At 59.6% G+C, this 23,771-nt stretch carries 19 protein-coding genes and 4 pseudogenes; 13 read left to right on the top strand and 10 right to left on the bottom strand.

Translation table 11 applies throughout. The features are described 5' to 3' along the window. Positions 1 to 52: 52 nt before the first annotated feature. The 5 genes and pseudogenes from lpxC to mutT all read left to right on the top strand — a co-directional run bounded on the left by lpxC (position 53) and on the right by mutT (position 6,483). On the top strand, positions 53 to 979 hold the full coding sequence (gene lpxC / locus ACTG27_RS22045; RefSeq protein ID WP_439980576.1) for a UDP-3-O-acyl-N-acetylglucosamine deacetylase: 927 nt from the start codon (positions 53 to 55) through the stop codon (positions 977 to 979). A gap of 140 nt (positions 980 to 1,119) precedes the next feature. Continuing rightward, positions 1,120 to 2,025 (top strand): peptidoglycan DD-metalloendopeptidase family protein, encoded by a 906-nt coding sequence (locus ACTG27_RS22040; RefSeq protein WP_439980574.1) that lies wholly within the window; start codon positions 1,120 to 1,122, stop codon positions 2,023 to 2,025. Between the two features lie 57 nt (positions 2,026 to 2,082). Further along, positions 2,083 to 4,803 (top strand): preprotein translocase subunit SecA, encoded by a 2,721-nt coding sequence (gene secA / locus ACTG27_RS22035; RefSeq protein WP_011707576.1) that lies wholly within the window; start codon positions 2,083 to 2,085, stop codon positions 4,801 to 4,803. A 74-nt stretch (positions 4,804 to 4,877) separates the two neighbouring features. Further along, positions 4,878 to 6,061: pseudogene (locus ACTG27_RS22030) on the top strand (tetratricopeptide repeat protein). Positions 6,062 to 6,069: 8 nt separating this feature from the next. Then, positions 6,070 to 6,483 carry an 8-oxo-dGTP diphosphatase MutT gene (gene mutT / locus ACTG27_RS22025; protein WP_016352173.1) on the top strand — a complete coding sequence of 138 codons (414 nt, stop codon included), beginning with the start codon at positions 6,070 to 6,072 and terminating at the stop codon, positions 6,481 to 6,483. A gap of 60 nt (positions 6,484 to 6,543) precedes the next feature. On the opposite strand, the gene yacG is transcribed toward mutT, so the two are convergent. From yacG to ACTG27_RS21980, 9 genes and pseudogenes are all read right to left on the bottom strand, one after another. Continuing rightward, positions 6,544 to 6,738: a DNA gyrase inhibitor YacG gene (gene yacG, locus ACTG27_RS22020; RefSeq protein ID WP_005305661.1), complete on the bottom strand. Its 195-nt coding sequence runs from the start codon at positions 6,736 to 6,738 to the stop codon at positions 6,544 to 6,546. A 9-nt stretch (positions 6,739 to 6,747) separates the two neighbouring features. Then, positions 6,748 to 7,469, bottom strand: a pseudogene (gene zapD, locus ACTG27_RS22015) (cell division protein ZapD). A gap of 37 nt (positions 7,470 to 7,506) precedes the next feature. Continuing rightward, positions 7,507 to 8,121, bottom strand: coding sequence for a dephospho-CoA kinase (gene coaE, locus ACTG27_RS22010; RefSeq protein ID WP_286041691.1), 615 nt, complete (start codon positions 8,119 to 8,121; stop codon positions 7,507 to 7,509). Positions 8,122 to 8,140: 19 nt separating this feature from the next. Next, the gene (locus ACTG27_RS22005) at positions 8,141 to 9,013 is read right to left on the bottom strand and encodes a prepilin peptidase (protein WP_286041690.1); all 873 of its coding nucleotides are present in this window, start codon (positions 9,011 to 9,013) and stop codon (positions 8,141 to 8,143) included. Between the two features lie 22 nt (positions 9,014 to 9,035). Then, entirely contained in the window at positions 9,036 to 10,277 is a 1,242-nt protein-coding gene (locus tag ACTG27_RS22000; protein WP_439977108.1) for a type II secretion system F family protein, read from the bottom strand. Between the two features lie 115 nt (positions 10,278 to 10,392). Further along, entirely contained in the window at positions 10,393 to 12,096 is a 1,704-nt protein-coding gene (tapB, locus tag ACTG27_RS21995) for a PilB family type IVa pilus assembly ATPase TapB (protein WP_439980572.1), read from the bottom strand. Between the two features lie 3 nt (positions 12,097 to 12,099). After that, complete coding sequence (locus ACTG27_RS21990; protein WP_041213550.1) at positions 12,100 to 12,531, bottom strand: pilin; 432 nt, start codon at positions 12,529 to 12,531, stop codon at positions 12,100 to 12,102. A gap of 320 nt (positions 12,532 to 12,851) precedes the next feature. Next, positions 12,852 to 13,709 carry a carboxylating nicotinate-nucleotide diphosphorylase gene (gene nadC, locus ACTG27_RS21985; RefSeq protein ID WP_439980570.1) on the bottom strand — a complete coding sequence of 286 codons (858 nt, stop codon included), beginning with the start codon at positions 13,707 to 13,709 and terminating at the stop codon, positions 12,852 to 12,854. Positions 13,710 to 13,714: 5 nt separating this feature from the next. Next, entirely contained in the window at positions 13,715 to 14,185 is a 471-nt protein-coding gene (locus ACTG27_RS21980) for a retropepsin-like aspartic protease family protein (protein ID WP_024944772.1), read from the bottom strand. A gap of 147 nt (positions 14,186 to 14,332) precedes the next feature. Between ACTG27_RS21980 and ampD the strand changes: the two genes are divergently transcribed. From ampD to ACTG27_RS21940, 8 genes and pseudogenes are all read left to right on the top strand, one after another. Further along, a complete protein-coding gene (gene ampD, locus ACTG27_RS21975) occupies positions 14,333 to 14,905 on the top strand; it encodes a 1,6-anhydro-N-acetylmuramyl-L-alanine amidase AmpD (protein WP_439980568.1) in 573 nt (190 codons plus the stop codon). Positions 14,906 to 15,187: 282 nt separating this feature from the next. Further along, complete coding sequence (pdhR, locus tag ACTG27_RS21970) at positions 15,188 to 15,946, top strand: pyruvate dehydrogenase complex transcriptional repressor PdhR (RefSeq protein WP_439980620.1); 759 nt, start codon at positions 15,188 to 15,190, stop codon at positions 15,944 to 15,946. 82 nt (positions 15,947 to 16,028) lie between these two features. Then, the gene (aceE, locus tag ACTG27_RS21965) at positions 16,029 to 18,689 is read left to right on the top strand and encodes a pyruvate dehydrogenase (acetyl-transferring), homodimeric type (RefSeq protein ID WP_439980566.1); all 2,661 of its coding nucleotides are present in this window, start codon (positions 16,029 to 16,031) and stop codon (positions 18,687 to 18,689) included. A 120-nt stretch (positions 18,690 to 18,809) separates the two neighbouring features. Beyond that, positions 18,810 to 20,705, top strand: coding sequence for a pyruvate dehydrogenase complex dihydrolipoyllysine-residue acetyltransferase (gene aceF, locus ACTG27_RS21960; RefSeq protein WP_052814469.1), 1,896 nt, complete (start codon positions 18,810 to 18,812; stop codon positions 20,703 to 20,705). A 145-nt stretch (positions 20,706 to 20,850) separates the two neighbouring features. Further along, complete coding sequence (locus tag ACTG27_RS21955; RefSeq protein WP_439980564.1) at positions 20,851 to 21,789, top strand: dihydrolipoyl dehydrogenase family protein; 939 nt, start codon at positions 20,851 to 20,853, stop codon at positions 21,787 to 21,789. After that, positions 21,686 to 22,105, top strand: a complete 420-nt coding sequence (locus ACTG27_RS21950; RefSeq protein WP_439980618.1) for an FAD-dependent oxidoreductase — start codon at positions 21,686 to 21,688, stop codon at positions 22,103 to 22,105. Before ACTG27_RS21955 ends, ACTG27_RS21950 begins: the two co-directional genes overlap by 104 nt. After that, positions 22,086 to 22,271 carry a hypothetical protein gene (locus tag ACTG27_RS21945; protein WP_439980563.1) on the top strand — a complete coding sequence of 62 codons (186 nt, stop codon included), beginning with the start codon at positions 22,086 to 22,088 and terminating at the stop codon, positions 22,269 to 22,271. Before ACTG27_RS21950 ends, ACTG27_RS21945 begins: the two co-directional genes overlap by 20 nt. 122 nt (positions 22,272 to 22,393) lie before the next feature. Beyond that, a pseudogene (locus ACTG27_RS21940) lies at positions 22,394 to 23,343 on the top strand (diguanylate cyclase domain-containing protein). A 309-nt stretch (positions 23,344 to 23,652) separates the two neighbouring features. On the opposite strand, the pseudogene ACTG27_RS21935 reads toward ACTG27_RS21940, so the two are convergent. Continuing rightward, a pseudogene (locus ACTG27_RS21935) lies at positions 23,653 to 23,771 on the bottom strand (MCP four helix bundle domain-containing protein); the annotation flags it as partial.

Below are 23,771 nucleotides of genomic sequence, written 5' to 3'. Positions count from 1 at the left end.
GCCCGGCAACGACCATCTGGTCAGGAATTTGAGCTGTTAAGCGGATACGCCCATGATTAGACAAAGAACCTTGAAAACGAGTGTCCAGGCCACCGGTGTCGGCCTGCATTCGGGCCGGAAAGTCACAATGACGTTCCGTCCGGCGCCTGTTAACACAGGGATCGTTTACTTGCGTACCGATCTGAATCCTGTGGTAGAGCTGCCAGCCAATGCCGATCAGGTGCGTGATACCGTGCTTTGTACCGCTCTGGTCAATGAAGCCGGTGTCCGAGTCTCTACCATTGAGCACCTCTCTGCCGCGCTGGCCGGGATGGGCATCGACAACCTCTATGTCGAGGTTGATGCGCCCGAGATCCCGGTGATGGACGGCAGTGCGCACCCCTTTATTTACCTGCTGCAAGAAGTCGGTATCCGTGAACAGAATGCACCCAAGCAGTTTGTGCGGATCAAGCAGAGCATCCGGGTTGAAGACGGCGACAAGTGGGCGGAATTCCACCCCTATCGCAACGGCTTCAAGATGGATCTCGAGATCGACTTTCAGCATCCGGTATTTGAAGGACGCAACCAGCGTTGCGTGCTTGACTTCTCCGGTGCCTCTTTCGTGAAAGAGATCAGCCGTCGTGCTCGTACGTTCGGTTTCATGCGTGACATCGAGTACCTGCGTTCCCAGAACCTGGCACTGGGTGGAAGCCTGGAAAACGCCGTGGTGCTGGATGACTACCGGGTACTGAACGAAGATGGTCTGCGCTATGAAGATGAATTCGTCAAACACAAGATGTTGGATGCGATCGGTGACCTTTACATGTGTAACCGCAGCATCATCGGCGAATTCCGTGCCTACAAGACCGGCCATGCCCTGAACAACAAGCTGCTGCGTGCCTTGCTGGCCAAGCAGGAGGCCTGGGAACTGGTGACCTTCGAGGGTGAGGGCGACAAAGCGCCCATCGCTTACTACGATAACGGTCTGGTTCTGGCCTGATAGCTGTGCAACGGAACGTCGGTCCTCTCTCCGCACCGACGTTCCGTCATTTGTTTACTCCATTCTGTAATACCGATTATCTCCCGGTTTTATTTCCCGTGCGGGCCAATGGCCACACCTGACCGAGCAGACTGATTTCTATGAGCATTACCCTGATCCTCAATGGCAAGCAGCGACGCAAGTTGCACTTACCGAAACAACGTCTGGCCTGGGTCGGCGGTATCTTCTTCACTGTATTGGCCCTGAGTGGTGGCTGGCTCTGGCAGAGCTGGCATCAAAAAATGGAGGCGCTGGAAGTCGCGCTGGCCATGGCCGAACAGCAAAAATCCACGCAAGGGGCTGATGAAGCCCGCGAACAGCTTGCCATGCTGGCCGCCCAGGTGGGCACCATGCAGGGGCAGCTGGGTCGTCTCAACGCGCTCGGCGAGCGGCTGACCGAAAAGGCTGACCTCGATCCCGAAGAGTTCAATTTCAAGGAGCTGCCTCCCATGGGTGGCCCCTCCTATGATGCGGATCTGGAAGTCAGCCTCAACGAGCTGCAGGACTCCATGAAGCATCTCAGCCAGCAGCTCAGCAGTCGTGAAGAGCAGCTGTCGGTACTTGAATCTTTCATCATGAATCACCATATAACCGATGCCGGCTTTATTTCCGGAACACCGGTCAAGCAGGAGCGGGTTTGGGTCTCCTCTGGCTTCGGTGGCCGGGTCAATCCGTTCAACGGTCGCGCCAAGATGCACAAAGGGGTGGATTTCCGTGGCAAGCCCGGCACCCCCATTCTGGCGACGGGCCCAGGGGTTGTGAGCTGGGCGGGCCGTCATCCGGAATTTGGCAACATGGTGGAGATCAACCACGGCAATGGTTTGGTGACCCGCTATGCCCACAACTCCAAGTTGCTGGTCGAAGTGGGCACCCTGGTCGATGAGGGCCAGAAAATTGCCTTGATGGGACGCACCGGTCGCGCGACCGGGGTCCATTTGCATTACGAAGTGTTGAAAGATGGTCGTCAGGTGGACCCCGCGCGTTTTCTCAATGCCAGACGGGGTTAGGTTTTTCTCCAGGTTCCAGTGACGGAACACTTATATAACCAGAAATAGTTGGTACCCATGATTAGCACACTGCTTACCAAGATTATCGGCAGCCGGAACGACAGAACGCTCAAGGCTCTGCGCAAAATTGTAAAACAGATCAATGCGATGGAGCCTCAGTTCGAAGCTCTGTCCGATGCACAGCTGCAGGCCAAGACGGCCGAGTATCGTCAGCGTCTGGAGCAGGGTGAGACACTGGAGCAGTTGCTGCCGGAGGCCTTTGCCACCGTGCGTGAAGCCTCTCGCCGGGTGTTCGGCATGCGTCACTTCGACGTCCAGCTGATCGGTGGCATGGTGCTGAACTCCAACCGCATCGCCGAGATGAAGACAGGTGAAGGTAAGACCCTCACCGCGACCCTGCCGGCCTACCTGAACGCCCTGAGCGGTCGCGGTGTGCACGTGGTGACCGTGAACGACTATCTGGCCAAGCGTGACGCCGAGGCGAACCGCCCGCTGTTCGCCTTCCTCGGCATGACAGTCGACTGCAATGTGCCCGGCATGGACGCGTCCCAGAAGCGTGATGCCTATGCCGCCGATATCACTTACGGTACCAACAACGAATTCGGTTTCGACTACCTGCGCGACAACATGGCGTTCTCGCCCGAGCAGCGCGTGCAGCGTCCGCTCAACTACGCGCTGGTGGATGAGGTGGACTCGGTACTCATCGATGAAGCCCGTACCCCGCTCATCATCTCCGGCCCTGCCGAAGACAGCTCCGAGCTCTATATCCGCGTCAACAAGCTGATCCCGCTGCTGGTCAAGCAGGACAAGGAAGACTCTGAAGAGTACACCGGCGACGGTCACTACACGGTGGACGAGAAGAACCGTCAGGCGCTGCTGACCGAAAACGGCCAGATCTTCGTGGAAGAGCTGCTCAAGAAAGAGGGGCTGCTGGCCGAGGACGACTCCCTGTTCTCCGCCACCAACATCAGCCTGCTGCACCACGTCAACGCCGGCCTGCGCGCTCATACCCTGTTTGAGCGCAACGTCGACTATATCGTCCAGAAGGACGAGATCGTCATCGTCGACGAGCACACCGGCCGTACCATGCCGGGTCGTCGCTGGTCCGATGGTCTGCATCAGGCGGTCGAGGCGAAGGAAGGGGTCAAGATCCAGAACGAGAACCAGACCCTGGCCTCCATCACCTTCCAGAACTACTTCCGTCTGTACGACAAGCTGGCGGGCATGACGGGTACTGCCGATACCGAAGCCTTTGAATTCCAGCAAATTTATGGCCTGGATACCGTGGTTATCCCGACCAACAAGCCGATGGTGCGCAAGGACATGGGCGATCTGGTCTACCTGACCGCCAACGAGAAGTATGCCGCCATCATCGAAGACATTCGCGGTTGCGTCGAGCGCGGCCAGCCGGTGCTGGTCGGTACCGTCTCCATCGAGAACTCCGAGCTGCTCTCCGGCATCCTGACCAAGGAAAACATCCCGCACAAGGTGCTGAACGCCAAGTTCCACGCCATGGAAGCGGAGATCGTCGCCCAGGCAGGCCAGACTGGCGCCGTCACTATCGCCACCAACATGGCCGGTCGTGGTACCGACATAGTGCTCGGCGGCAACTGGCAGGCAGAGATCGCCCAGCTGGAGAACCCGACCGAGGCACAAATCGCCGAGCTGAAAGCGGCCTGGCAGGTGCGTCATGATGCGGTATTGGCCGCCGGTGGTCTGCACATCATAGGTACCGAGCGCCACGAATCCCGTCGTATCGACAACCAGCTGCGCGGCCGTTCCGGTCGTCAGGGCGACCCGGGCTCCTCCCGTTTCTACCTCTCCATGGAAGATACCCTGATGCGGATCTTCGCCTCCGATCGCGTCACCGGCATGATGAAGAAGCTGGGGATGGAAGAGGGCGAGGCCATCGAGCACCCGTGGGTGACCAAGGCGATCGAAAATGCCCAGCGCAAGGTGGAAGGTCGCAACTTCGACATCCGCAAGAGCCTGCTGGAATTTGATGACGTGGCCAACGACCAGCGCAAGGTGGTCTACGAGCAGCGCAACGAGCTGCTGGACACCAGCGACATCTCCGAGACCATCCACGTCATCCGTGACGATGTCTATGGCGCCATCATCGACGAGTACATCCCGCCGCAGTCCCTGGAAGAGATGTGGGACGTGCCGGGTCTGGAAGCTCGCCTGAAGTCCGACTTCGCGCTGGATCTGCCGTTGCAGCAGTGGCTGGCGGAAGACGACAAGCTCTATGAAGAGAAGCTGCGCGAGCGCATCCTGGATGAAGCCACCAAACTCTATGCCCATAAGGAAGAGCTGGTCGGCAAGGAGGTGCTGCGCAACTTCGAGAAGGCGGTAATGCTGCAAACTCTGGACGGCCTGTGGAAAGAGCACCTGGCGGCCATGGATCACCTGCGTCAGGGCATCCATCTGCGTGGTTACGCCCAGAAGAACCCCAAGCAGGAGTACAAGCGCGAATCCTTCGATCTGTTCACCCAGATGCTGGAAACCCTCAAGCGCGATGTAGTCAGCATCCTGAGCCGGGTACAGGTTCAGGAGCGCGACGTGGAGGCGATGGAAGAGCAGCAGCGCCAGCAGGCCGAAGCCGCTCCCCGCACCTACACCCATGCCGCGGCCGACAACCAGCTGGCTGACGATGAGGCCCAGGCCGAAGCGGCACCGGTTACCTTCGTGCGGGACGAGCAGAAGGTGGGACGCAATGACCCCTGCCCATGCGGTTCAGGCAAAAAATACAAGCACTGCCACGGTCAGTTGACCTGATAGCGCAATGACGATGATGCACCGCCTCCGGGCGGTGCATTCATTTCCGGCAGGCAAAGAAGGAGAGCCGTGCGATGAGCAAGATGCCGACAGGATGGGATACTACTGCCCACAACAGCTGGCTGGCCGGCCAGCGCCAGGTTGCCATCCAGCAACTGCTGGCCCGGCTCAACGGCAGCACGGCCAAGCCGGTAGCCTTGCAGCTGCAGTTTGCCTATTACCTCTTTCTGTGCGATGACCCGGCTTCCGCGGCGCAGGTGCTGGAAATGGCCCACAAGGCCGAACCCGGCAATGACGAGGTGCTGCGCAACCTCTGCGCTTGCCTGTCGCGGGCCGGCCAGTACGAGCTGGCAGTGGCACGCTTGCAAACCTTGCTGCAGCGCGCCCCCGACGATTTCCATGCGCTGGACGCCCTCTGCGCCTCGCTGGCCAAGCTGGATCGCTACGATGAGGCCGCCCTGGCGGGAACTCGCTCACTGACCCTGAAGGCCCGGTCGGCGAGCAAGGCGCCACCATCCTGGTCATTGCCTGCGGCAGAACCGGCCGTCTTGTTGGCCGATGGCAGTTGCAAGCTGGATGTCATCGCTTTTTCCCTGTGGGGCAGCGAGCCTCGCTATCTGCGGGGGGCCATCGACAATGTGCTGGCAGCGGCCTATCTCTACCCGGGCTGGTGGGTGCGTTTCTACGTGGATGAGAGCGTGCCGGCCGAGTTGCTCGTTGCGTTGCGCGAACTGGGGGCAGAGCTCTTGTTGCAACCTGCCGGTCAGCCTTTGCGTCAGCGTCTGTGCTGGCGCTTCCAGGTGGCCAATGATCCATTGGTGGGGCGCTTCCTGGTGCGGGATGTGGATTCGGTACCGGGCGTGCGCGAGCGACTGGCGGTACAGGAGTGGCTTGCATCGACGCGCTGGTTTCATATCATGCGCGACTGGTGGAGTCATACCGATCTGGTGCTGGCGGGGATGTGGGGCGGGGTGGCCGGCGTATTGCCGCCGTTGGCACCCCTGCTCGAAGGCTATCAGCCCGACGTGATGGAGACGCCGAATATCGACCAATGGTTTTTGCGCGACCGGCTCTGGGGTTATCTCTCGCAGAGCTGTCTGGTGCACGATCGCTGCTTCACGCCGCCCGGTGCCATTCCCTGGCCGCAGCCCGCCCCTGGCGGGAGCGAACATGTGGGGCAGGATATCTTTACGGCACAAGGGAGCCGCAGGCCCGTCGGCTGGCGCCCTGGATTGCCCGTTTGCCGTGTTTACGTTGAGGACAATGATGGAACAGAAGAAACGGATCTGGGTGGCGGTCGGCGTCATCGAGAACGAACGGGGCGATATCTTCATCGCCAAACGCTCCGCCGATCGCCATCAGGGGGATCGCTGGGAGTTTCCTGGCGGCAAGGTGGAAGCCGGGGAGGATCTGCTTACCGCGCTGGATCGCGAACTGTGGGAAGAGATCGGGATCCGGGTGCAGGATTGCGCCCCCTTCATGGAACTGCACCACGACTACCCGGACAAGCAGGTACTGCTGGATATCTGGAAGGTGACCCGCTTCAGCGGCGAGCCGTTTGGCAAGGAGGGGCAGGAGTGTCGCTGGGTGCCGCTGGCTTCGTTGCACGAGTACCACTTTCCCGACGCCAATGGCCCAATCGTGACGCGCCTGCAGGCATCGCTGGCCGCACAGGGCTGATGTGAGCCGCAGTGCATACCAAAGCAAAAAGGGCCGTATCGGCCCTTTTTGCTTGCTGGCTTACTGCCACTGCTCCCCTTCTTCGGGGTAGGGCAGCAGCTCCGGGTCTATTTCCCCCGGGATCCGCTTCTCCTCGTCGGCCCATTCGCCGAGATCGATCAGCTGGCAGCGCTTGCTGCAGAACGGGCGAAACGGGCTTTGCGGGCCCCATTCCAGCTCGGTTTGGCAGGTCGGGCACTTTACTTTGGTCACCATGAATGCTCCTCAGCAGCAGGCAAGCTGGAAGGGGACATCACCGATCTGCTGCTCCGTGGTGGGCAGGAAACGCAGGGCGAACCGGTTCTTGTGGCCGCTCAGGGTGGGGTAGCACTGCTGGGTGCCGGTCAGACGGATGCGGATCAGCTCGGCGCTCTCGGCGGTATCCTGGAAGAAGCCGTTGACGGCAACCTGCTCGCTGAAGTTGCCGGACTCACGCCACAGCCGCAGCAGCAGGGAGATGGCGTTCATCAACAGATTGATGTCGCTCAGCCACAGCTGCATCTGCTGATGACGGGCGATGGCCGGGGTAGCGAGCCAGTGGTGCAGTTGCGGCACGTCGAAGGCGCACAATCCGCCGGAATGGAGAAGCGCTGGCGAATGGAGCCGAGCAGCCGATCCTCTTTGAGGCGGGCACCGGGACGCGGGGCACTCAGCAGGTTGCGGGAGAGCTGGGCGCTCTCCTGTTGCATCTGGCTGATCTGCTCCAGGTCAACATCGGGCAGGCTAGCCCAGTGGCTCAGGCGCTGGCCGAGGCGCTCCAGATCCTTGATCAGGTCGGCGCGCAGGTCGCCGCGTTCCAGCAACTCCTGCAGGTCGAACAGACCCTTGAAAAAGGCGATATGTGCCCAGGACTGGTCGCTCTCCAGATTGTCGCGGATCTGGGAAAACAGGGACTCCAGACGAAGATAGGTCCGGCTTTTTTCATTGAGGGGAAAATCGTAAATCATGCCTAATCCTGGCCAGCCATAAACCGGCCTAGTGTACTCACAGTTGGCTGGCTTGTTGAGAGGCAAATGCCAGATATGTCTCGTGCAGCGCTAAAATTCGGCTCTTTATTGCCTCGGGCGTGCCATTCTGGTTGTCCAGCACATCGTCGGCTGCCGCCAGCCGCTGGGCCCGGCTCGCCTGGGCGGCCAGGATGGCTTGGGCCTGCTCGCGGCTCACGCCGTCCCGGCGGCAGGTACGCTCAATCTGGGTCGCCTCGTCCACGTCGATCACCAATACCCGATTGGCCAGGGCAGTGAGCCGGTTTTCCACCAGCAAGGGCACTACCAGCAAGCAATAAGGGGAGCGAGCAGCCGCACACTGGCGCTGCATCTCGGTGCGAATGAGAGGGTGGAGCAGGGCGTTGAGCCAGCCCTTGGCCTGCGGGTCAGTGAAGACCCGCTCACGCAGCCGACGTCGATCGAGCTGGCCAGCGGGGGTGATGACTGCTGAGCCAAAATGGGCAGCGATGGCGGCCAGGGCTGGGGTACCGGGCTCGACGACCTCGCGGGCGATGACGTCCGCATCCACTACTTCGATGCCGAGCTCTGCAAACTGATTGGCAACCGTGGTCTTGCCGCTGCCAATTCCGCCGGTGATTGCGACTACATACATGGGTCAGTGCTGCCTTTGATCAGAGAAACGTCGTGAGGTACCAGCGGGTGATGGTATCGCCCCACAGCAGCGCGATCCAGCCGGCGATGGCCAGATAGGGGCCGAAGGGGATGGGTTTGTTCTGATGATGGTTGCGCAGCAGAATGAGACCAATCCCGATGAAAGCGCCCACCAGCGACGAGAGCAGCAGCACGATGGGCAGTGCCTGCCAGCCGAGCCAGGCGCCCAGCGCCGCCAGCAGCTTGAAGTCGCCATAGCCCATCCCTTCCTTGCCGGTCAGCAGCTTGAAGGCCCAGTAGAGGCTCCAGAGCACCAGATAGCCGGCCATAGCGCCGATCACCGCATCGGCCAGCGGTGCAAATCCCCCTGCCAAATTGAACAGCAGACCGCCCCACAGCAGTGGCAGGGTCAGCTGGTCAGGCAGCAGCATCTTGTCCAGATCGATGAAAGTGAGTGCCACCAGCACCCAGGTGAGCAGCAGGGCGGCCAGCAAGCCCCAGCCCGGTGCGAATGTTGCGGCGACGACCAGCGAGAGCAGGGCCGTCAGCAATTCCACCAGAGGATAACGGGCCGAGATGGGGGCCTGGCATTCACGGCAGCGCCCCTTGAGCCAGAGCCAGCTGAGCAGGGGGATGTTCTCCATGGCCGTGATGGCGTGGCCGCAATGGGGACAGGCAGAACGCGGCACTATCAGGTTGTAGCGCTCTTCCTGCTGCGGCTGTGTTTCTGGATTGAAATAGCCGAGATATTCGGCCTGCCACTCCCGCTCCAGCATGATGGGCAGGCGATGGATGACCACGTTGAGAAAACTGCCGATCATCAGAGAAAAGAGGAATACCAGCGAGAAATAGAGCCAGGGCAGGCTGTGAAAAACGTCAGTGATCAGCAACATTGAGTCTCGGATTGGTCGGGGATCAGTGGATCACCGACCCCAGTTTGAAGATGGGCAGATACATGGCGACCACCATGCCGCCGACCAGAACCCCCAGCACCACCATGATGAGAGGCTCCAGCAGGCTGGTGAGGCCGTCGACCAGATCGTCCACCTCCTGCTCGAAGATGGTGGCGACCTTGGAGAGCATATCATCGATGGCGCCAGACTCCTCGCCGATCATCACCATCTGGATCACCATGTCCGGGAACAGATCGACGGTGCGCATGGCCACGTTGATCTGCATGCCGGCCACCACCTCGTTGCGAATGGCCATGACGGCAGTGCGATAGACATAGTTGCCGGAGGCACCTGCCGCAGAGACCAAGGCATCCACCAGTGGAATACCGGCGGAGAAGGTCGTGGAGAGGGTTCGGGCGAAACGGGCCATGGCGGCCTTGTGCAATATCATGCCAACCACCGGGATGGTCAGTATGAACTTGTCGGTGTTGTCCTTGACCTTCTGGGAGGCGCGCCAGGCGCGCACGTAGAGAAAGATGGAAAGCGCTATGCCGCCAAAGATCACATACCACCAATGCTGCATGAAGCGGGAGATGCCGATGACGAACTGGGTAAAGATGGGCAGCTCGGCACCAAAGCTCTTGAAGATGTCCTCGAACTGGGGAATGACAAACAGCAGCAGGATGGAGGTAACAACAATGGCCACCAGGATGACCATGGTGGGGTAGAACATGGCTTTCTTGATCTTGGACTTGAGTGCTTCCGATTTCTCGCGATAGGTAGCGATGCGATCGTAGATGGTCTCGAGGGCGCCGGACTGCTCGCCAGCCTCCACCAGATCGCAGTAGAGATCGTCAAAGTGACGGGGATGGCGGCGCAGTGCCTCGGACATAGGCGTGCCGGTCTCCACATCGGCGGCAATCTGCCCCATGAGCTCGCGCATGGCCGCCTTCTCGTGGCTGCGAGCGATGATTTGCAAGCTCTGGACCAGAGGTACACCGGCTGACAGCATGGTCGTGATCTGGCGGGAAACGACGGCGATGTCCATCGGCTTGATCTTGGCGCCGCCCTTGGAGAAGAGCCCCTGGCTCTTCTTGCTCACCTTGGTGACGTTGACACCCTGTTTGCGCAGCTCTGCCTTGACCGTGTTGATGCTGTCGGCCTGCAATTCGCCAGAGACCTTCTGGCCCTTGCGGTTCACCCCGCTCCAGCGAAAGGCGAAGACTTTCTTGGGGGCATTCTGTTTCTGGGTTAGCGTGGCCATCACTGCGTCCTGCAATGGGGCTCGGGTTGCTCGTCATGAGGAGAAGCAGCCTCGGCCTGATGGAAGGTCATCGGGCCGGCGGCACCTGGATGAACCGGCTCAGCGATAGACTCTGTCAGTTGGTTGTTACCCGGTTTATCTCTGCCAGACTGGTCACCCCCAAGCGGGCCTTCTCAAGGCCGGAGGTACGCAAGGTACGCATGCCTTCCTTCTGGGCGATGGCGGCAATCTGCAGAGAGTTGGCCCCTTGCATGATCAATTTTGCGATGTTTTCAGACATTAGCATGATTTCGTAGATGCCGACCCGGCCCTTGTACCCACCTGAGCACTCTTTGCAGCCAACCGGTTTGAACAACCGCAAACCTGCGGCCAGCTGCTGCTGGGTAAAACCCAGCTCAAGCAGCTCAGCCTCTGGCACCACTTCGGGGGCTTTGCAGTGATCGCACAGTTTACGCGCCAGCCGCTGAGCCATGATCAGGGTGACCGAGGAGGCGATATTGAAGGCGGGTACCCCCATGTTCATCATCCGGGTCAGCGTCTCCGCCGCCGAGTTGGTGTGCAGGGTTGATAGCACCAAGTGGCCGGTCTGGGCGGCCTTGATGGCGATTTCGGCGGTCTCCAGATCCCGGATTTCACCCACCATGACCACATCGGGGTCTTGTCGCAGGAAAGAACGCAGGGCACTGGCGAAGGTCAGTCCTGCCTTGGGATTGACTTGCACCTGATTGACGCCGGGCAGGTTGATCTCCACCGGATCTTCGGCGGTGGAGATATTGACCTCGGTGGTATTGAGAATATTGAGACCGGTATAGAGTGAAACCGTCTTGCCCGAACCGGTAGGGCCGGTCACCAGGATCATGCCTTGCGGCTTCGAGAGGGCTCGCAGATATTGCGCCTTCTGGCGATCGTCAAACCGAGCTGCTCGATATTGAGGCGTGCGGCGGAGGAGTCGAGCAGACGGATAACGATCTTTTCGCCCCACATGGTGGGCAGGGTATTGACCCGCATATCCATCGACTTGTTGCGCGACAGCTTGAGTTGATGCGGCCATCTTGGGGTAGTCGCCGCTCGGCGATGTCAGCTGTGCCATCACCTTGAGGCGAGCCGAGAAGCGGTTGGCCAGATTGACTGGCGGAGTCGCTATTTCATGCAGGATCCCGTCTATCCGAAAGCGGATGCGATATTTGGTCTCATAGGGTTCGAAGTGAAGGTCGGAGGCTCCGCGCTTGATGGCATCCATCATGATTTTGTTGATGTATTTGACGATGGGCGCGTCGTCGTCGGCCGTGTTGACACTTTCGTCGAGTCGCGATCCCTCATCTGACACTTCCAGCTCGGAAATCTCGGACTCGTCGATGTCCTCCATGCCGAGGGCATCCTGATCGCTCTCCATCAGCTTGCCGATGGCCGTGGTGAGCTTGTTTTCTTCGACCAGCAGCGCCTCGGTATGCAACCCGAAGCTGAAGCCAAAATCCTCCAGTGCAGACACATTGGTCGGGTCTGACATGGCGATATAGAGGGTGTGTCCCTGGGTGTAGATGGGCAGGACGTGATGTTTTTCAATCAGCTTTTGATTGAGGTATTTCTGCGGGATCTCGGCCAGGTCGAAGGCGGCAAGATCCAGCAGAGGTACCCCATACTCCAGCTCACAGAAGTCAGCCAGTGCTTTGCTGTCCAGGATTTCATTTTCGATCAGAAAGGTCACAAAAGGTTTGCGCTGGGCCTTGGCTTGACTCAGATAGCGTTGTGAGTCGGACTCACTGAGCAGGGAAGAGGCGGCCAGGCTTAGCGCCAGGCCGCTATTGGGGCTAGAGGTCATGCGTTAGCAAAGACCATCAGTTCTGCAAGAACCAGATATTTGCCAGATTATATTGGAACCTGCAGAGGGCACGGTACCACCAGATACAGCAAGCTCATAGGTTGTTGCCTGACCGAAAACAGCAGATTGCCCTGTTCCAGTTATAGCTAATGTAGATGTGTCAACGGCAACGGCATTGACTATTGCAGTGTTGAAGGCGCCACTGACAGCAGCATTACCTGCTGCGGCGCAGTCTGATGCGAGGCTGGAACCGGTGTAACCCTGAACGCACACCTCAACAGCTGTTTTGGCTGGTCCTACCGCGGCAATTACTTCGGAGAATTTTGCCCGTTTGGTGTAGGTCTGATAAGCCGGCAGCGCGATGGCGGCCAGGATAGCGACGATCGCGACCACGATCATCAATTCGATAAGGGTAAAGCCTGATTGTTTCTTCATTTCAAATATCCTTTTTGTCCTTGGTTCCTGGGAAGTGCCGGTGGAAAACTATCCACACGTCAGTATCTTATCCGAGCTGTTTGACTTGGCAACAGAGGCCGGGGACTTTGTTAACAATCTTTCTGTCATTTAGTGAAATTTTAGATAAAATCAAAGATTAAATGGCTTCCATCGACTCTTGTCATGAGGCGGGAGGGCCCATCTTCACACTCCTTTGCCGAGGGATCCTGCCTTAAAGAAAAGGCGCCCGTGGCGCCTTTTGCAAGTCCTTCGAGCTTGTTATATGTTAGCGACAAGACGGGGGGATGATGCCTCTGCGGCTAGATGAATCGCATGGAGAGATCCAAGGCGCGGACATGCTTGGTCAGGGCGCCGACCGAGATAAAATCGACGCCGGTGGCGGCATAGTCCGCCAGGGTATCCAGCGTGACATTGCCAGAGACTTCCAGCTTGGCCCGACCCTGATTGAGGGCAACCGCCTCGCGCATCATGGGAATGTCGAAGTTATCCAGCATCACTATGTCGGCGCTTGCAGCCAATGCCTGCTCCAGCTCGACCAGGGATTCGACTTCTACCTCTACCGGTTTACCCGGGTTGAGACGGCGCGCTTCGTTGATTGCTTCAGCGATGCCGCCACAGGCGAGAATGTGATTCTCCTTGATGAGGTAAGCGTCGAACAGGCCGATCCTGTGGTTCTTGCCACCGCCACAGGTGACTGCGTACTTCTGGGCGCTGCGCAGCCCTGGCAGGGTCTTGCGGGTATCGAGCAGCCGACAGTCGGTATCTGCCAGCTCGGCTACGTAGCGGGCGGTCAGGGTGGCTACCCCGGAGAGGGTCTGCACGAAGTTGAGGGCATTGCGCTCACCGGTCAGCAACACGCGGGCCGGGCCATGCAGGCGAAACAGTTCTTGATTGGGGGAGAGCACTTCGCCATCTTGTACCAGCCATTCAACTCTGACTTCGCCACCAAGCTGGACAAACACCTCATCGACCCAGGGCTGGCCGCAAAATACGCCAGCCTCGCGGGTGATGACCCTGGCGCTGGCGAGGCGATCCGCCGGGATCAGCTGGGCCGTGATGTCGGCACCGGCATCCGGTTGATCCAAAGGGGTGAGGGCATCGCCCAAGTCTTCGAGTAGTGCGGCGCGCACGGCGCGGCGGATGTCCTGTTGTAGCATGCCTTTTATTCCTGCAAAGGTCTGAGCAGCAACTGCCGCTCCTTTTGAACCAGCTCCAGCCGGCCGAGGGCGTTCATGCCTACCAGCACCTCGTCGCCAGCCGCTGCCGGATTGATAAAGATGGCCAGATCGTACAAGGTCAGCGGTCCCATCGCCAGCGTTTCGATGGTGCCGTTGCCGACCCGGATAAAGCCGGCTGCCGTATTGACCTGGCTGCTGCCGCGGGCGGTCAGGCCAAGCCGCTCGGCGACCTGTTGTGGCACGGTAATGCGGGTTGCTCCGGTATCGAGCAGCAGTTGCACCGGCTGACCGTTGATGGCACCCTCCAGACGATAGTGGCCGCTGGCATCGGCCTTGAGCAGCAGGTCGCCGCTGGCGGTGACTGATGGTTGTTCGCGGGCATGAAAATAGAGGGTCAGCAATCCCATCAGGGAGAGCCAGGCCAGCAACCAGAAGCGGCGTGCCATCGGGTGCATATCCTTTCCTGAGTCGAGCGGAAGATGGCCCAGCCTACCACAGTTGCCCGTTGTCATGAGGCGACTGCGATGAGCCTGAGAGGTGGATCGCCTTGTTGCCCGTCCAGTGTTGCCAGATGCGCCATTCCATTGCAGAGCGAGTAGACAATGACTCAGCCAAAAATAGTATTTTCCATTGATTCAGACGGTTGGTGTGAGCAGGCCCGCAAGGTGCCATCACCGCACCACAACGAGCGGGCCACCCCGGAGGATATCTCCCTGCTGGTGGTGCATGGCATCAGCCTGCCGCCTGGCGAGTTTGGCGGTCCCTTCATCGATGATCTTTTCCTTGGGCGACTCGATCCCGACGCTCATCCCTATTTTGCCGGTATTCATCAGCTGCGGGTCTCGGCACACTGCCTGATCCGGCGCGACGGTGAGCTGGTGCAATATGTGCCGTTTGGTGCCAGAGCCTGGCATGCGGGGGTCTCGAGCTGGCAGGGACGCGAGGCGTGCAACGACTTTTCCATCGGGATCGAACTGGAAGGGACCGATGAGCAGCCCTACACCGACGCACAATACGAGGCATTGGTCGGGCTCAGCCGAACCTTGTCCAGCCATTACCCCGCCATTACGGCGGATCGCATCGTCGGCCATTGCGATATAGCGCCGGGGCGCAAGACGGATCCGGGTGACAGTTTCGAATGGCCGCGCTACCGTCAGGCACTCAACTTTAAGTAATTATTCTAAAAATAATTTTGTGTTTTTAGAATCAATGGCTTGCCTTTATGGCAGGCCATTTTTACTGGCTGTTGATCAAATGTTGCCGGTGAGCGAGTCAAAAATATTGGTCTGACCAATTTCTATGAGCTAAATCATAAATCCCTCTCTTTACCCCTTAAGTGGCAAGGTTGATTCTTGATTCAGATCATCTTTTGGGTGGACTTTTCCCATGCCCTCTGCTAATTTTCGCCCCAACCATAAAATTGGTAATACCAATTTAACAAAGCAGCCTCATGCCCTATCTCAAGATTAACTCAACCCAAGCTGGCCGACGCCATTGTCGCCGAGCTGGAACAGATGATTCTGGAAGGCAGTTTGCAGCCGGGCCAGAAGTTGCCGCCTGAGCGGGAACTGGCCATCCAGTTTCAGGTGTCGCGCCCCTCGCTGCGCGAAGCCATCCAGCGCCTCGAGGCAAGAGGACTCTTGTATCGTCGTCAGGGCGGCGGCACTTACGTACAAAACGCCTTGAGCAAGGGGATTGCCGACCCCCTGTTCGAACTGCTCAGCACTCACCCGGAAGCCCAGTACGACCTGCTGGAGTTTCGCCACGCACTGGAAGGCATCTGCGCCTACTATGCGGCGTTGCGGGGCACCGACGCCGATTTCGAGCGCATCCGTCAGGTGCAGTCCGCCATCGAGGAAGCCGGCCAGCAAGGGTCGCTGGTCAGCGAATCCGCTGCCGTCACCCAGTTCTATCTGGCGGTGGCCGAGGCGTCCCACAACGTGGTGCTGCTGCATCTGCTGCGGGCCATGGGCCCCATGCTCGAGCAGAACATTTTACGCAATAACGAAATTTTGAATCGCCGTCCGGGAGTGGTCGCCAAGATCCGTCGCCATCGCGCGCATCTGATCGAGGCTATCCTGTCGGGGGCTCCGGAGCGGGCCAGGGCTGCTTGTCATGAGCACCTGGCCTTTATCGAGGACACCTTGTTGGATATGCAGAGGGAAGACAGCCGGATCCAGCGATCCATGCGTCGGATCCGTCAGCAGGAAAACTAATCCACAAGGCTTTCTTAATTGTCGAATGCTTGCGCCCTTCGCCGTGCAATGCCGTGCAATCACAACAACATAGGAACCAGCCATGTCTGATATCCTGAAGAACGATGTGGACCCGATAGAAACGCTGGAGTGGCTTGCCTCTCTGGAATCCCTGCTGCGTGAAGAGGGTCCGCAACGCGCTCAGTTCATCCTTGAACAGTTGGCCGAGAAAGCCCGCGCAAGCGGTGTGGACGTGGCTGCCAAGGCAAACCGCGATTACATCAACACCATCCCGTCCAGCGAAGAGCCGGACTACCCGGGCGACCTGGAGATGGAGCGCCGCATTCGCGCCATCATCCGCTGGAACGCCATGATGATCGTGCTGCGCGCTTCCAAGAAAGACCTGGACCTGGGTGGTCACATGTCTTCCTTCGCTTCTTCCGCGACCATCTACGAAGTCTGCTACAACCACTTCTTCCGCGCTCGCAGCGAGAAGGACGGTGGCGACTTGGTCTACTTCCAGGGTCACATCTCCCCGGGCATCTATGCCCGTGCCTTCGCCGAAGGTCGTCTGACCGAAGAGCAGCTGGACAACTTCCGTCAGGAAGTGGATGGCAAGGGTATCCCTTCCTACCCGCACCCGAAACTGATGCCGGACTTCTGGCAGTTCCCGACCGTTTCCATGGGTCTGGGCCCCATCGCCGCCATCTATCAGGCTCGCTTCCTGAAGTACCTGACCGACCGTGGCATCAAGGATTGCTCCGAGCAGACCGTTTATGCCTTCCTGGGTGACGGCGAGATGGACGAGCCGGAAGCCAAGGGCGCCCTGACCGTTGCCGTGCGTGAAAAGCTCGACAACCTGGTGTTCGTGGTCAACTGCAACCTGCAGCGTCTGGATGGTCCGGTTGTCGGCAACGGCAAGGTTATCAACGAGCTGGAAGGCCTGTTCGCCGGCGCCGGCTGGGACGTCACCAAGGTTATCTGGGGTCGCAAGTGGGATGAGCTGCTGAAGAAAGACACTTCCGGCAAGCTGATCCAGCTGATGAACGAGACCGTGGATGGTGACTACCAGACCATGAAGTCCCGCGATGGCGGCTACGTGCGCGAGCACTTCTTCAACCGTTACCCGGAAACCGCCGCGCTGGTCAAAGATATGACCGACGAGGAGATCTTCGCCCTGAACCGCGGTGGTCACGACCCTCGCAAACTGTTTGCCGCCTTCTCCAAAGCCGCACAGACCAAGGGCAAGCCGACCGTGATCCTGGCCAAGACCATCAAGGGCTATGGCATGGGCGAAGCGGCCGAAGGCAAGAACATCGCTCACCAGGTCAAGAAGATGGATCTGGGCTCCGTGCGTCACCTGCGCGATCGTTTCAACCTGCCGGTGACCGACGAGCAGCTGGAAAACCTGCCGTACCTGAAGATCGAAGAGGGTACCGAAGAGCACAAGTACCTGCACGCCCGTCGTGCCGCGCTGAAGGGCTATGTTCCGACCCGTCTGCGCGAGAGCACCACCAAGCTGGAAATTCCGGCACTGGATGCCTTCGGTCCGCTGCTGGGTGAACAGGCGCGCGAAATCTCCACCACCATGGCGTTCGTGCGTTCCCTGAACGTGATGCTGAAAGACAAGTCCATCGGCAAGCGCATCGTCCCGATCCTGGCTGACGAAGCCCGTACCTTCGGTATGGAAGGCCTGTTCCGCCAGATTGGTATCTACAGCCCGCACGGTCAGCAGTACACCCCGCAAGACCGCGACATCGTCTCCTACTACAAGGAAGACAAGCAGGGTCAGGTTCTGCAAGACGGTATCAACGAGCTGGGCGCCATGTCCTCCTGGCTGGCTGCTGCCACCTCTTACAGCACCAACGACTGCCCGATGATCCCGTTCTACATCTACTACTCCATGTTCGGCTTCCAGCGGATCGGCGACATGGCGTGGGCAGCCGGTGACCAGCAAGCCCGTGGCTTCCTGCTGGGCGCGACCTCCGGTCGTACCACTCTTAACGGAGAGGGCTTGCAGCACGAAGATGGTCACAGCCACATCCTGGCCAACACCATCCCGAACTGCATCTCCTACGACCCGTCCTACGCCTATGAAGTGGCGGTGATCGTACAGGACGGCCTGCGCCGCATGTACGGTGAGAACCCGGAAAACGTGTTCTACTACATCACTACCCTGAACGAGAACTATGCCATGCCGGCTATGCCGGAAGGCGCCGAGGAAGGCATCCGCAAGGGTATCTACAAGCTGGAAACCGTGGCCGGCACCAAGGCCAAGGTACAGCTACTGGGTTGTGGCTCCATCCTGGGTCACGTGCGCACTGCCGCTCAAATCCTGGCCAGCGAGTACGGCGTGGGTTCCGACGTGTTCAGCGTCACCTCCTTCAACGAACTGGCTCGTGACGGTCAGGACGCGGATCGCTGGAACATGCTGCACCCGACCGCCGAAGCGCGTGTGCCCTACATCGCTCAGGTACTGGGTTCCGAAGCCACCATCGCCGCGACCGACTACATGAAGTCCTTCGCCGATCAGGTGCGTGCCTTCGTTCCGACCGAGAACTACCGTGTACTGGGTACCGACGGTTACGGCCGCTCCGACAGCCGTGCCAACCTGCGTCGTCACTTCGAAGTGAACGAGTTCTACGTAGTGGTTGCTGCCCTGACCGAACTGGCCAAGCGCGGCGAGGTAGACAAGCAGGTTGTGGCTGAGGCCATCGCCAAGTACGGCATCGATGCCGACAAGGTCAACCCGCTGTACGCGTAAGAGGATTGAGTGTCGCGCCGGGTATCCGGCGCGACCTTGCCTGGGTTTAAACGGATAACGCGGGATGCGCGTGGTGATGCTCAGGCAGCCACGCGGATGCACGCAAGAGGATAAAGCGCAATGTCCAAACAGATTATGGTGCCGGATATCGGTGCCGATGAAGTTGAAGTCACCGAGATCATGGTGGCCGTGGGTGACAAGGTCGAACTGGACCAGTCCCTGATTGCCGTGGAAGGTGACAAGGCCTCCATGGAAGTCCCGGCCCCCGCCGCCGGTATCGTCAAAGAGATCCTGATCAAGGTGGGCGACAAGGTTGCCACCGGTTCCCAGATCATGGTCTTCGAAGCCGAGGGCGCTGCCGCACCGGCTCCGGCCCAGGCTGCTGCCCCGGTTGCTGCCGCACCGGCCGCCGCCCCTGCCGCTGCCGCTCGTCAGGACGTCAACGTGCCGGACATCGGTGGTGACGAAGTCGAAGTGACTGAAATCATGGTTGCCGTGGGCGACATGGTTGAAGCCGACCAGTCCATCATCGCCGTGGAAGGTGACAAGGCCTCCATGGAAGTGCCGGCACCGTTCGCGGGCCGCGTGGTCGAGATCAAGGTCGCCGCCGGCGCCAAGGTTTCCACCGGCTCCCTGGTGATGGTCTTCGAAGTGGCGGGCGCTGCCCCGGCAGCTGTTGCCGCGCCGGCTCCTGCTGCTGCCCCCGTGGCTGCCGCTGCTCCGGTTGCCGCCGGTGCCAAAGACGTCAACGTGCCGGACATCGGTGGTGACGAAGTGGAAGTGACCGAAATCATGGTCGCCGTGGGTGACAAGGTTGAAGCCGACCAGTCCCTGATCACCGTGGAAGGCGACAAGGCCTCCATGGAAGTGCCTGCGCCGTTCGCCGGCGTGGTCAAGGAGATCAAGGTGAAGGCGGGTGACAAGGTCTCCACCGGTTCCCTGATCATGGTATTCGAAGTGGCGGGTGCCGCTCCGGCTGCCGTGGCTGCTCCGGCTCCTGCCGCAGCGCCCGTTGCTGCCGCGCCGGCTGCCGCCGCTCCTGCGCCGGTTGCCCAGGCTGCTGCCGCCTCCGATTTCGTGGCCAACGACGCCTACGTTCACGCCTCCCCGGCAGTACGCCGTCTGGCGCGCGAGTTCGGCGTCAACCTGGCCAAGGTGAAAGCCTCCGGTCGCAAGGGTCGCATCGTCAAAGAAGACGTGCAGGCTTACGTGAAGGATGCGGTCAAGCGCGCCGAGTCCGCTCCGGCTGCCGGCACCGGCACTGGCAACGGCATGAGCGTCGTGGCCTGGCCGAAGGTTGATTTCAGCAAGTTCGGCCCTGTCGAAGAGCTGGAACTGACCCGGATCCAGAAGATCTCCGGTCCTGCCCTGCACCGCAACTGGGCCATGATCCCCCACGTCACCCAGTTCGACGAAGCCGATACCACGGATCTGGAAGCGTTCCGCAAAGAGCAGAACATCCTGGCCGAGAAGCAGAAGCTGGACGTGAAGATCACCCCGCTGGTGTTCATCCTGAAGGCGGCCGCCAAGGCCCTGGAAGCCCATCCGCGCTTCTGCAGCGCCCTGTCCGAAGACGGCAGCAAGCTGATCATGAAGAAGTACATCCACATCGGTGTGGCGGTGGATACCCCCAACGGCCTGGTGGTTCCGGTGGTGCGCGACGTCAACAAGAAGGGCATCCACGAGCTGTCCCGCGATCTGGCCGAGATCTCCAAGAAGGCCCGTGCCGGCAAGCTGACCGCTGCCGACATGCAGGGCGGTTGCTTCACCATCTCCAGCCTGGGTGGCATCGGCGGTACCAGCTTTACCCCGATCGTCAACGCGCCGGAAGTGGCCATCCTGGGCGTCTCCAAGTCCGAGATGAAGCCGAAGTGGAACGGTAAAGAGTTCGTGCCGCGCCTGATGCTGCCGCTGGCTCTGAGCTACGACCACCGCGTCATCGATGGCGCCGACGGTGCCCGCTTCATCACCACCCTGAGTGGTGTGTTGTCCGACATTCGTCGACTGGTCCTGTAAGTGAGAGGGCGGGCCCAGAGCCCGCCCTTTTTGCTTCTCATTTCGTTAACAGGATTGTAAACTTGCCCCGTTTTTTTCACGGCTGCAGCGGCCTTGTTTGGCATAAGACTGTGCTGTCCGGGGATATAAGAACGACAAAGAGGTCATGATGAGTAAAGAAATCAAAACCCAGGTCGTAGTACTGGGTGCTGGCCCTGCCGGTTATTCCGCTGCCTTCCGTGCGGCTGACTTGGGTCTGGATACCATTATCGTCGAGCGTTACTCCACCCTGGGTGGCGTCTGCCTGAACGTGGGTTGCATCCCGTCCAAGGCACTGCTGCACGTCGCCAAAGTCATTGAAGAAGCCAAGGCGCTGGCCGAGCACGGCATCGTCTTCGGTGCCCCGCAGACCGACATCGACAAGGTGCGTCTGTGGAAAGAGAAGGTCATCAACCAGCTGACCGGCGGTCTGGCTGGCATGGCCAAGATGCGTAAAGTCCAGGTTGTTAACGGTTTCGGCAAGTTCACCGGTCCGAACACCCTGGAAGTGGAAGGCGCCGACGGCAAGACCACCGTCACCTTCGACAACGCCATCATCGCCGCCGGTTCCCGTCCGGTGAAACTGCCGTTCATCCCCCATGACGACCCGCGCGTATGGGACTCTACCGATGCGCTGGAACTGACTACCGTTCCGGGCAAGCTGCTGGTCATCGGTGGCGGCATCATCGGTCTGGAGATGGGTACCGTGTACTCCTCCCTGGGCTCCAGAATCGACGTGGTGGAATTTGCCGACCAGCTGGTTCCGGCTGCCGACAAAGACATCGTCAAGATCTACACCAAGCGCGTTGCCAAGAAATTCAACATCATGCTGGAGACCAAGGTCACCGCCGTTGAAGCCCGTGAAGACGGTCTGTACGTCTCCTATGAAGGCGAGCACGCCGGCCGAGCCGGTTCGCTACGACAACGTGCTGGTTGCCGTAGGTCGTGTGCCGAACGGCAAGATGCTGGATGCCGAGAAGGCCGGTGTTGCCGTCACCGAGCGCGGTTTCATCGAGGTGGACAAGCAGCTGCGCACCAACGTGGCCCACATCCACGCCATCGGTGACATCGTTGGTCAGCCGATGCTGGCCCACAAGGGTGTACATGAAGGCCACGTGGCTGCCGAAGTCATCGCCGGCAAGAAGCACTACTTCGATCCGAAAGTGATCCCGTCCATCGCCTACACCGGAGATGGCCTGGGTGGGTCTGACCGAGAAGGAAGCCAAGCAACAGGGCTGAACTTCGAAGTGGCCACCTTCCCGTGGGCGGCCTCCGGTCGCGCCATCGCGTCCGACTGCTCCGACGGCATGACCAAGCTGATCTTTCGACAAGGAGAGCGGCCGCGTCATCGGTGGTGCCATCGTGGGTACCGACGGTGGTGAACTGCTGGGTGAAATCGGTCTGGCCATCGAGATCGGTGCAACCGAAGACATCGCGCTGACCATCCACGCTCACCCGACTCTGCACGAGTCCGTGGGTCTGGCTGCCGAAGTGTTCGAAGGCTCCATCACCGACCTGCCGAACGCCAAGGCCAAGAAGAAGAAGTAATTCGCTTCTGCCTGTAAAAAAGCCGCTCAATCGAGCGGCTTTTTTGTTTTTGTATATGGCTGAGATTTGTTCGGGACTAACTGCTATGCTAATGACTTCCATATCACTTGCTGGAGTCAGCCATGCAAACACCGGCTATCCCTGACAATGAAAGATTGCGCCTCGACGCATTGCGCCAAATATCCCATTCTCGACAGTTCCGGCGAAGAGCGTTTCAATCGGATCACCAGGATGGCGCGCAGCATGTTTGATGTGCCCATCTCGTTGGTGTCGCTGGTGGATGAAAACCGGCAGTGGTAGAACGTCTGTGGTTGCCCGGTGCAGGAGACACCGCGCGACGTCTCTTTCTGCGGGCATGCCATTCTCGGTGATGGTCTGTTCGTGGTGGAGGATACAGCAGAATCTGCGCTTGCCGATAATCCGCTGGTATCCGGTGAACCCCATATCCGCTTCTATGCAGGCTGTCCGTTACAGATTGGCGAAGGCTACAAGCTGGGCACTCTGTGCATCATTGACCGCAAGCCGCGACTGCTGGATTCGCGCCAACAGGGCTTGCTGACGGATCTGGCCGGCATGGTGGAGCGCGAGCTGGCCGCGATCCAGCTGGCTACGCTCGATGAACTGACCGGTATTACCAATCGACGCGGCTTCATGCTGCTGGCACAAAAATGTCTGCAACTGGTTCACCGGCAGGAGCGGGAGGCTACCCTGCTGTTCATCGATCTCAACCGTTTCAAGGAGATCAACGACCAGCTTGGGCACGATGTGGGTGACGATGCCTTGCAACAGATGGCCGGTCTGATGTGCCGGGTTTGGGGAGGCGGATATTTTTGCCCGGCTGGGGGGCGATGAATTTGCGGTGCTGCTGCTGGGTTCAGGGCCTCTTGAGATAACAAGGGTATTGGCCCGTTTTGCCGAGGCTCTGACTGTCTTCGATCAGGAGGGTGGCAAACCCTATCAGCTGGCCTGCTCGATCGGCGTGGGACATTATGACGGACGCTCGCCGCCTGCGCTGGAACAGCTGCTGCAGCAGGCGGACCAGAAGATGTATGACTGTAAAAAAGGGCGCTAGCAGCGCCCTTTCTTGGCTTGTCCCGGTGGACAGAAGGTACCGTAACCCCCTCGATCCCCGTCGCTGACCCGGATCCGGGTATCGTCCACGCTCATCGGCGCCGTGTACCGTTCACCCGCTGTGCGGCGCTGAACGGCTTCGGCGAGGACATCATCACTACCAGCTTGCCCATAACTTCTCCTCTCATTTTCCTGATTATGGGGCATTTTCAGCAGCGGGTGGAGGCAGCACAAAAAGCCCTGCGTAGCGGCCTGCCGTGAGTGGCGACAGCAGCGCCCTCTGGGGGAGTCATCAGGCCGTCAATGCTATCTACAGGCGGAAGTGGCCGACCAGCTTGTCCAGCTCGCCGGAGAGCTGCTGCAGGCCGCGACTGGCATCGGTCAGCTGGTGGGCAATGTCAGCAGTTTCCATGGTGAGCTGGTTGATGT

Source organism: Aeromonas sp. 97A, from assembly GCF_051919185.1.
GTDB classification, from domain to species: Bacteria; Pseudomonadota; Gammaproteobacteria; order Enterobacterales; family Aeromonadaceae; genus Aeromonas; species Aeromonas veronii.
This window is presented reverse-complemented; position numbering and strand designations above follow the sequence as displayed.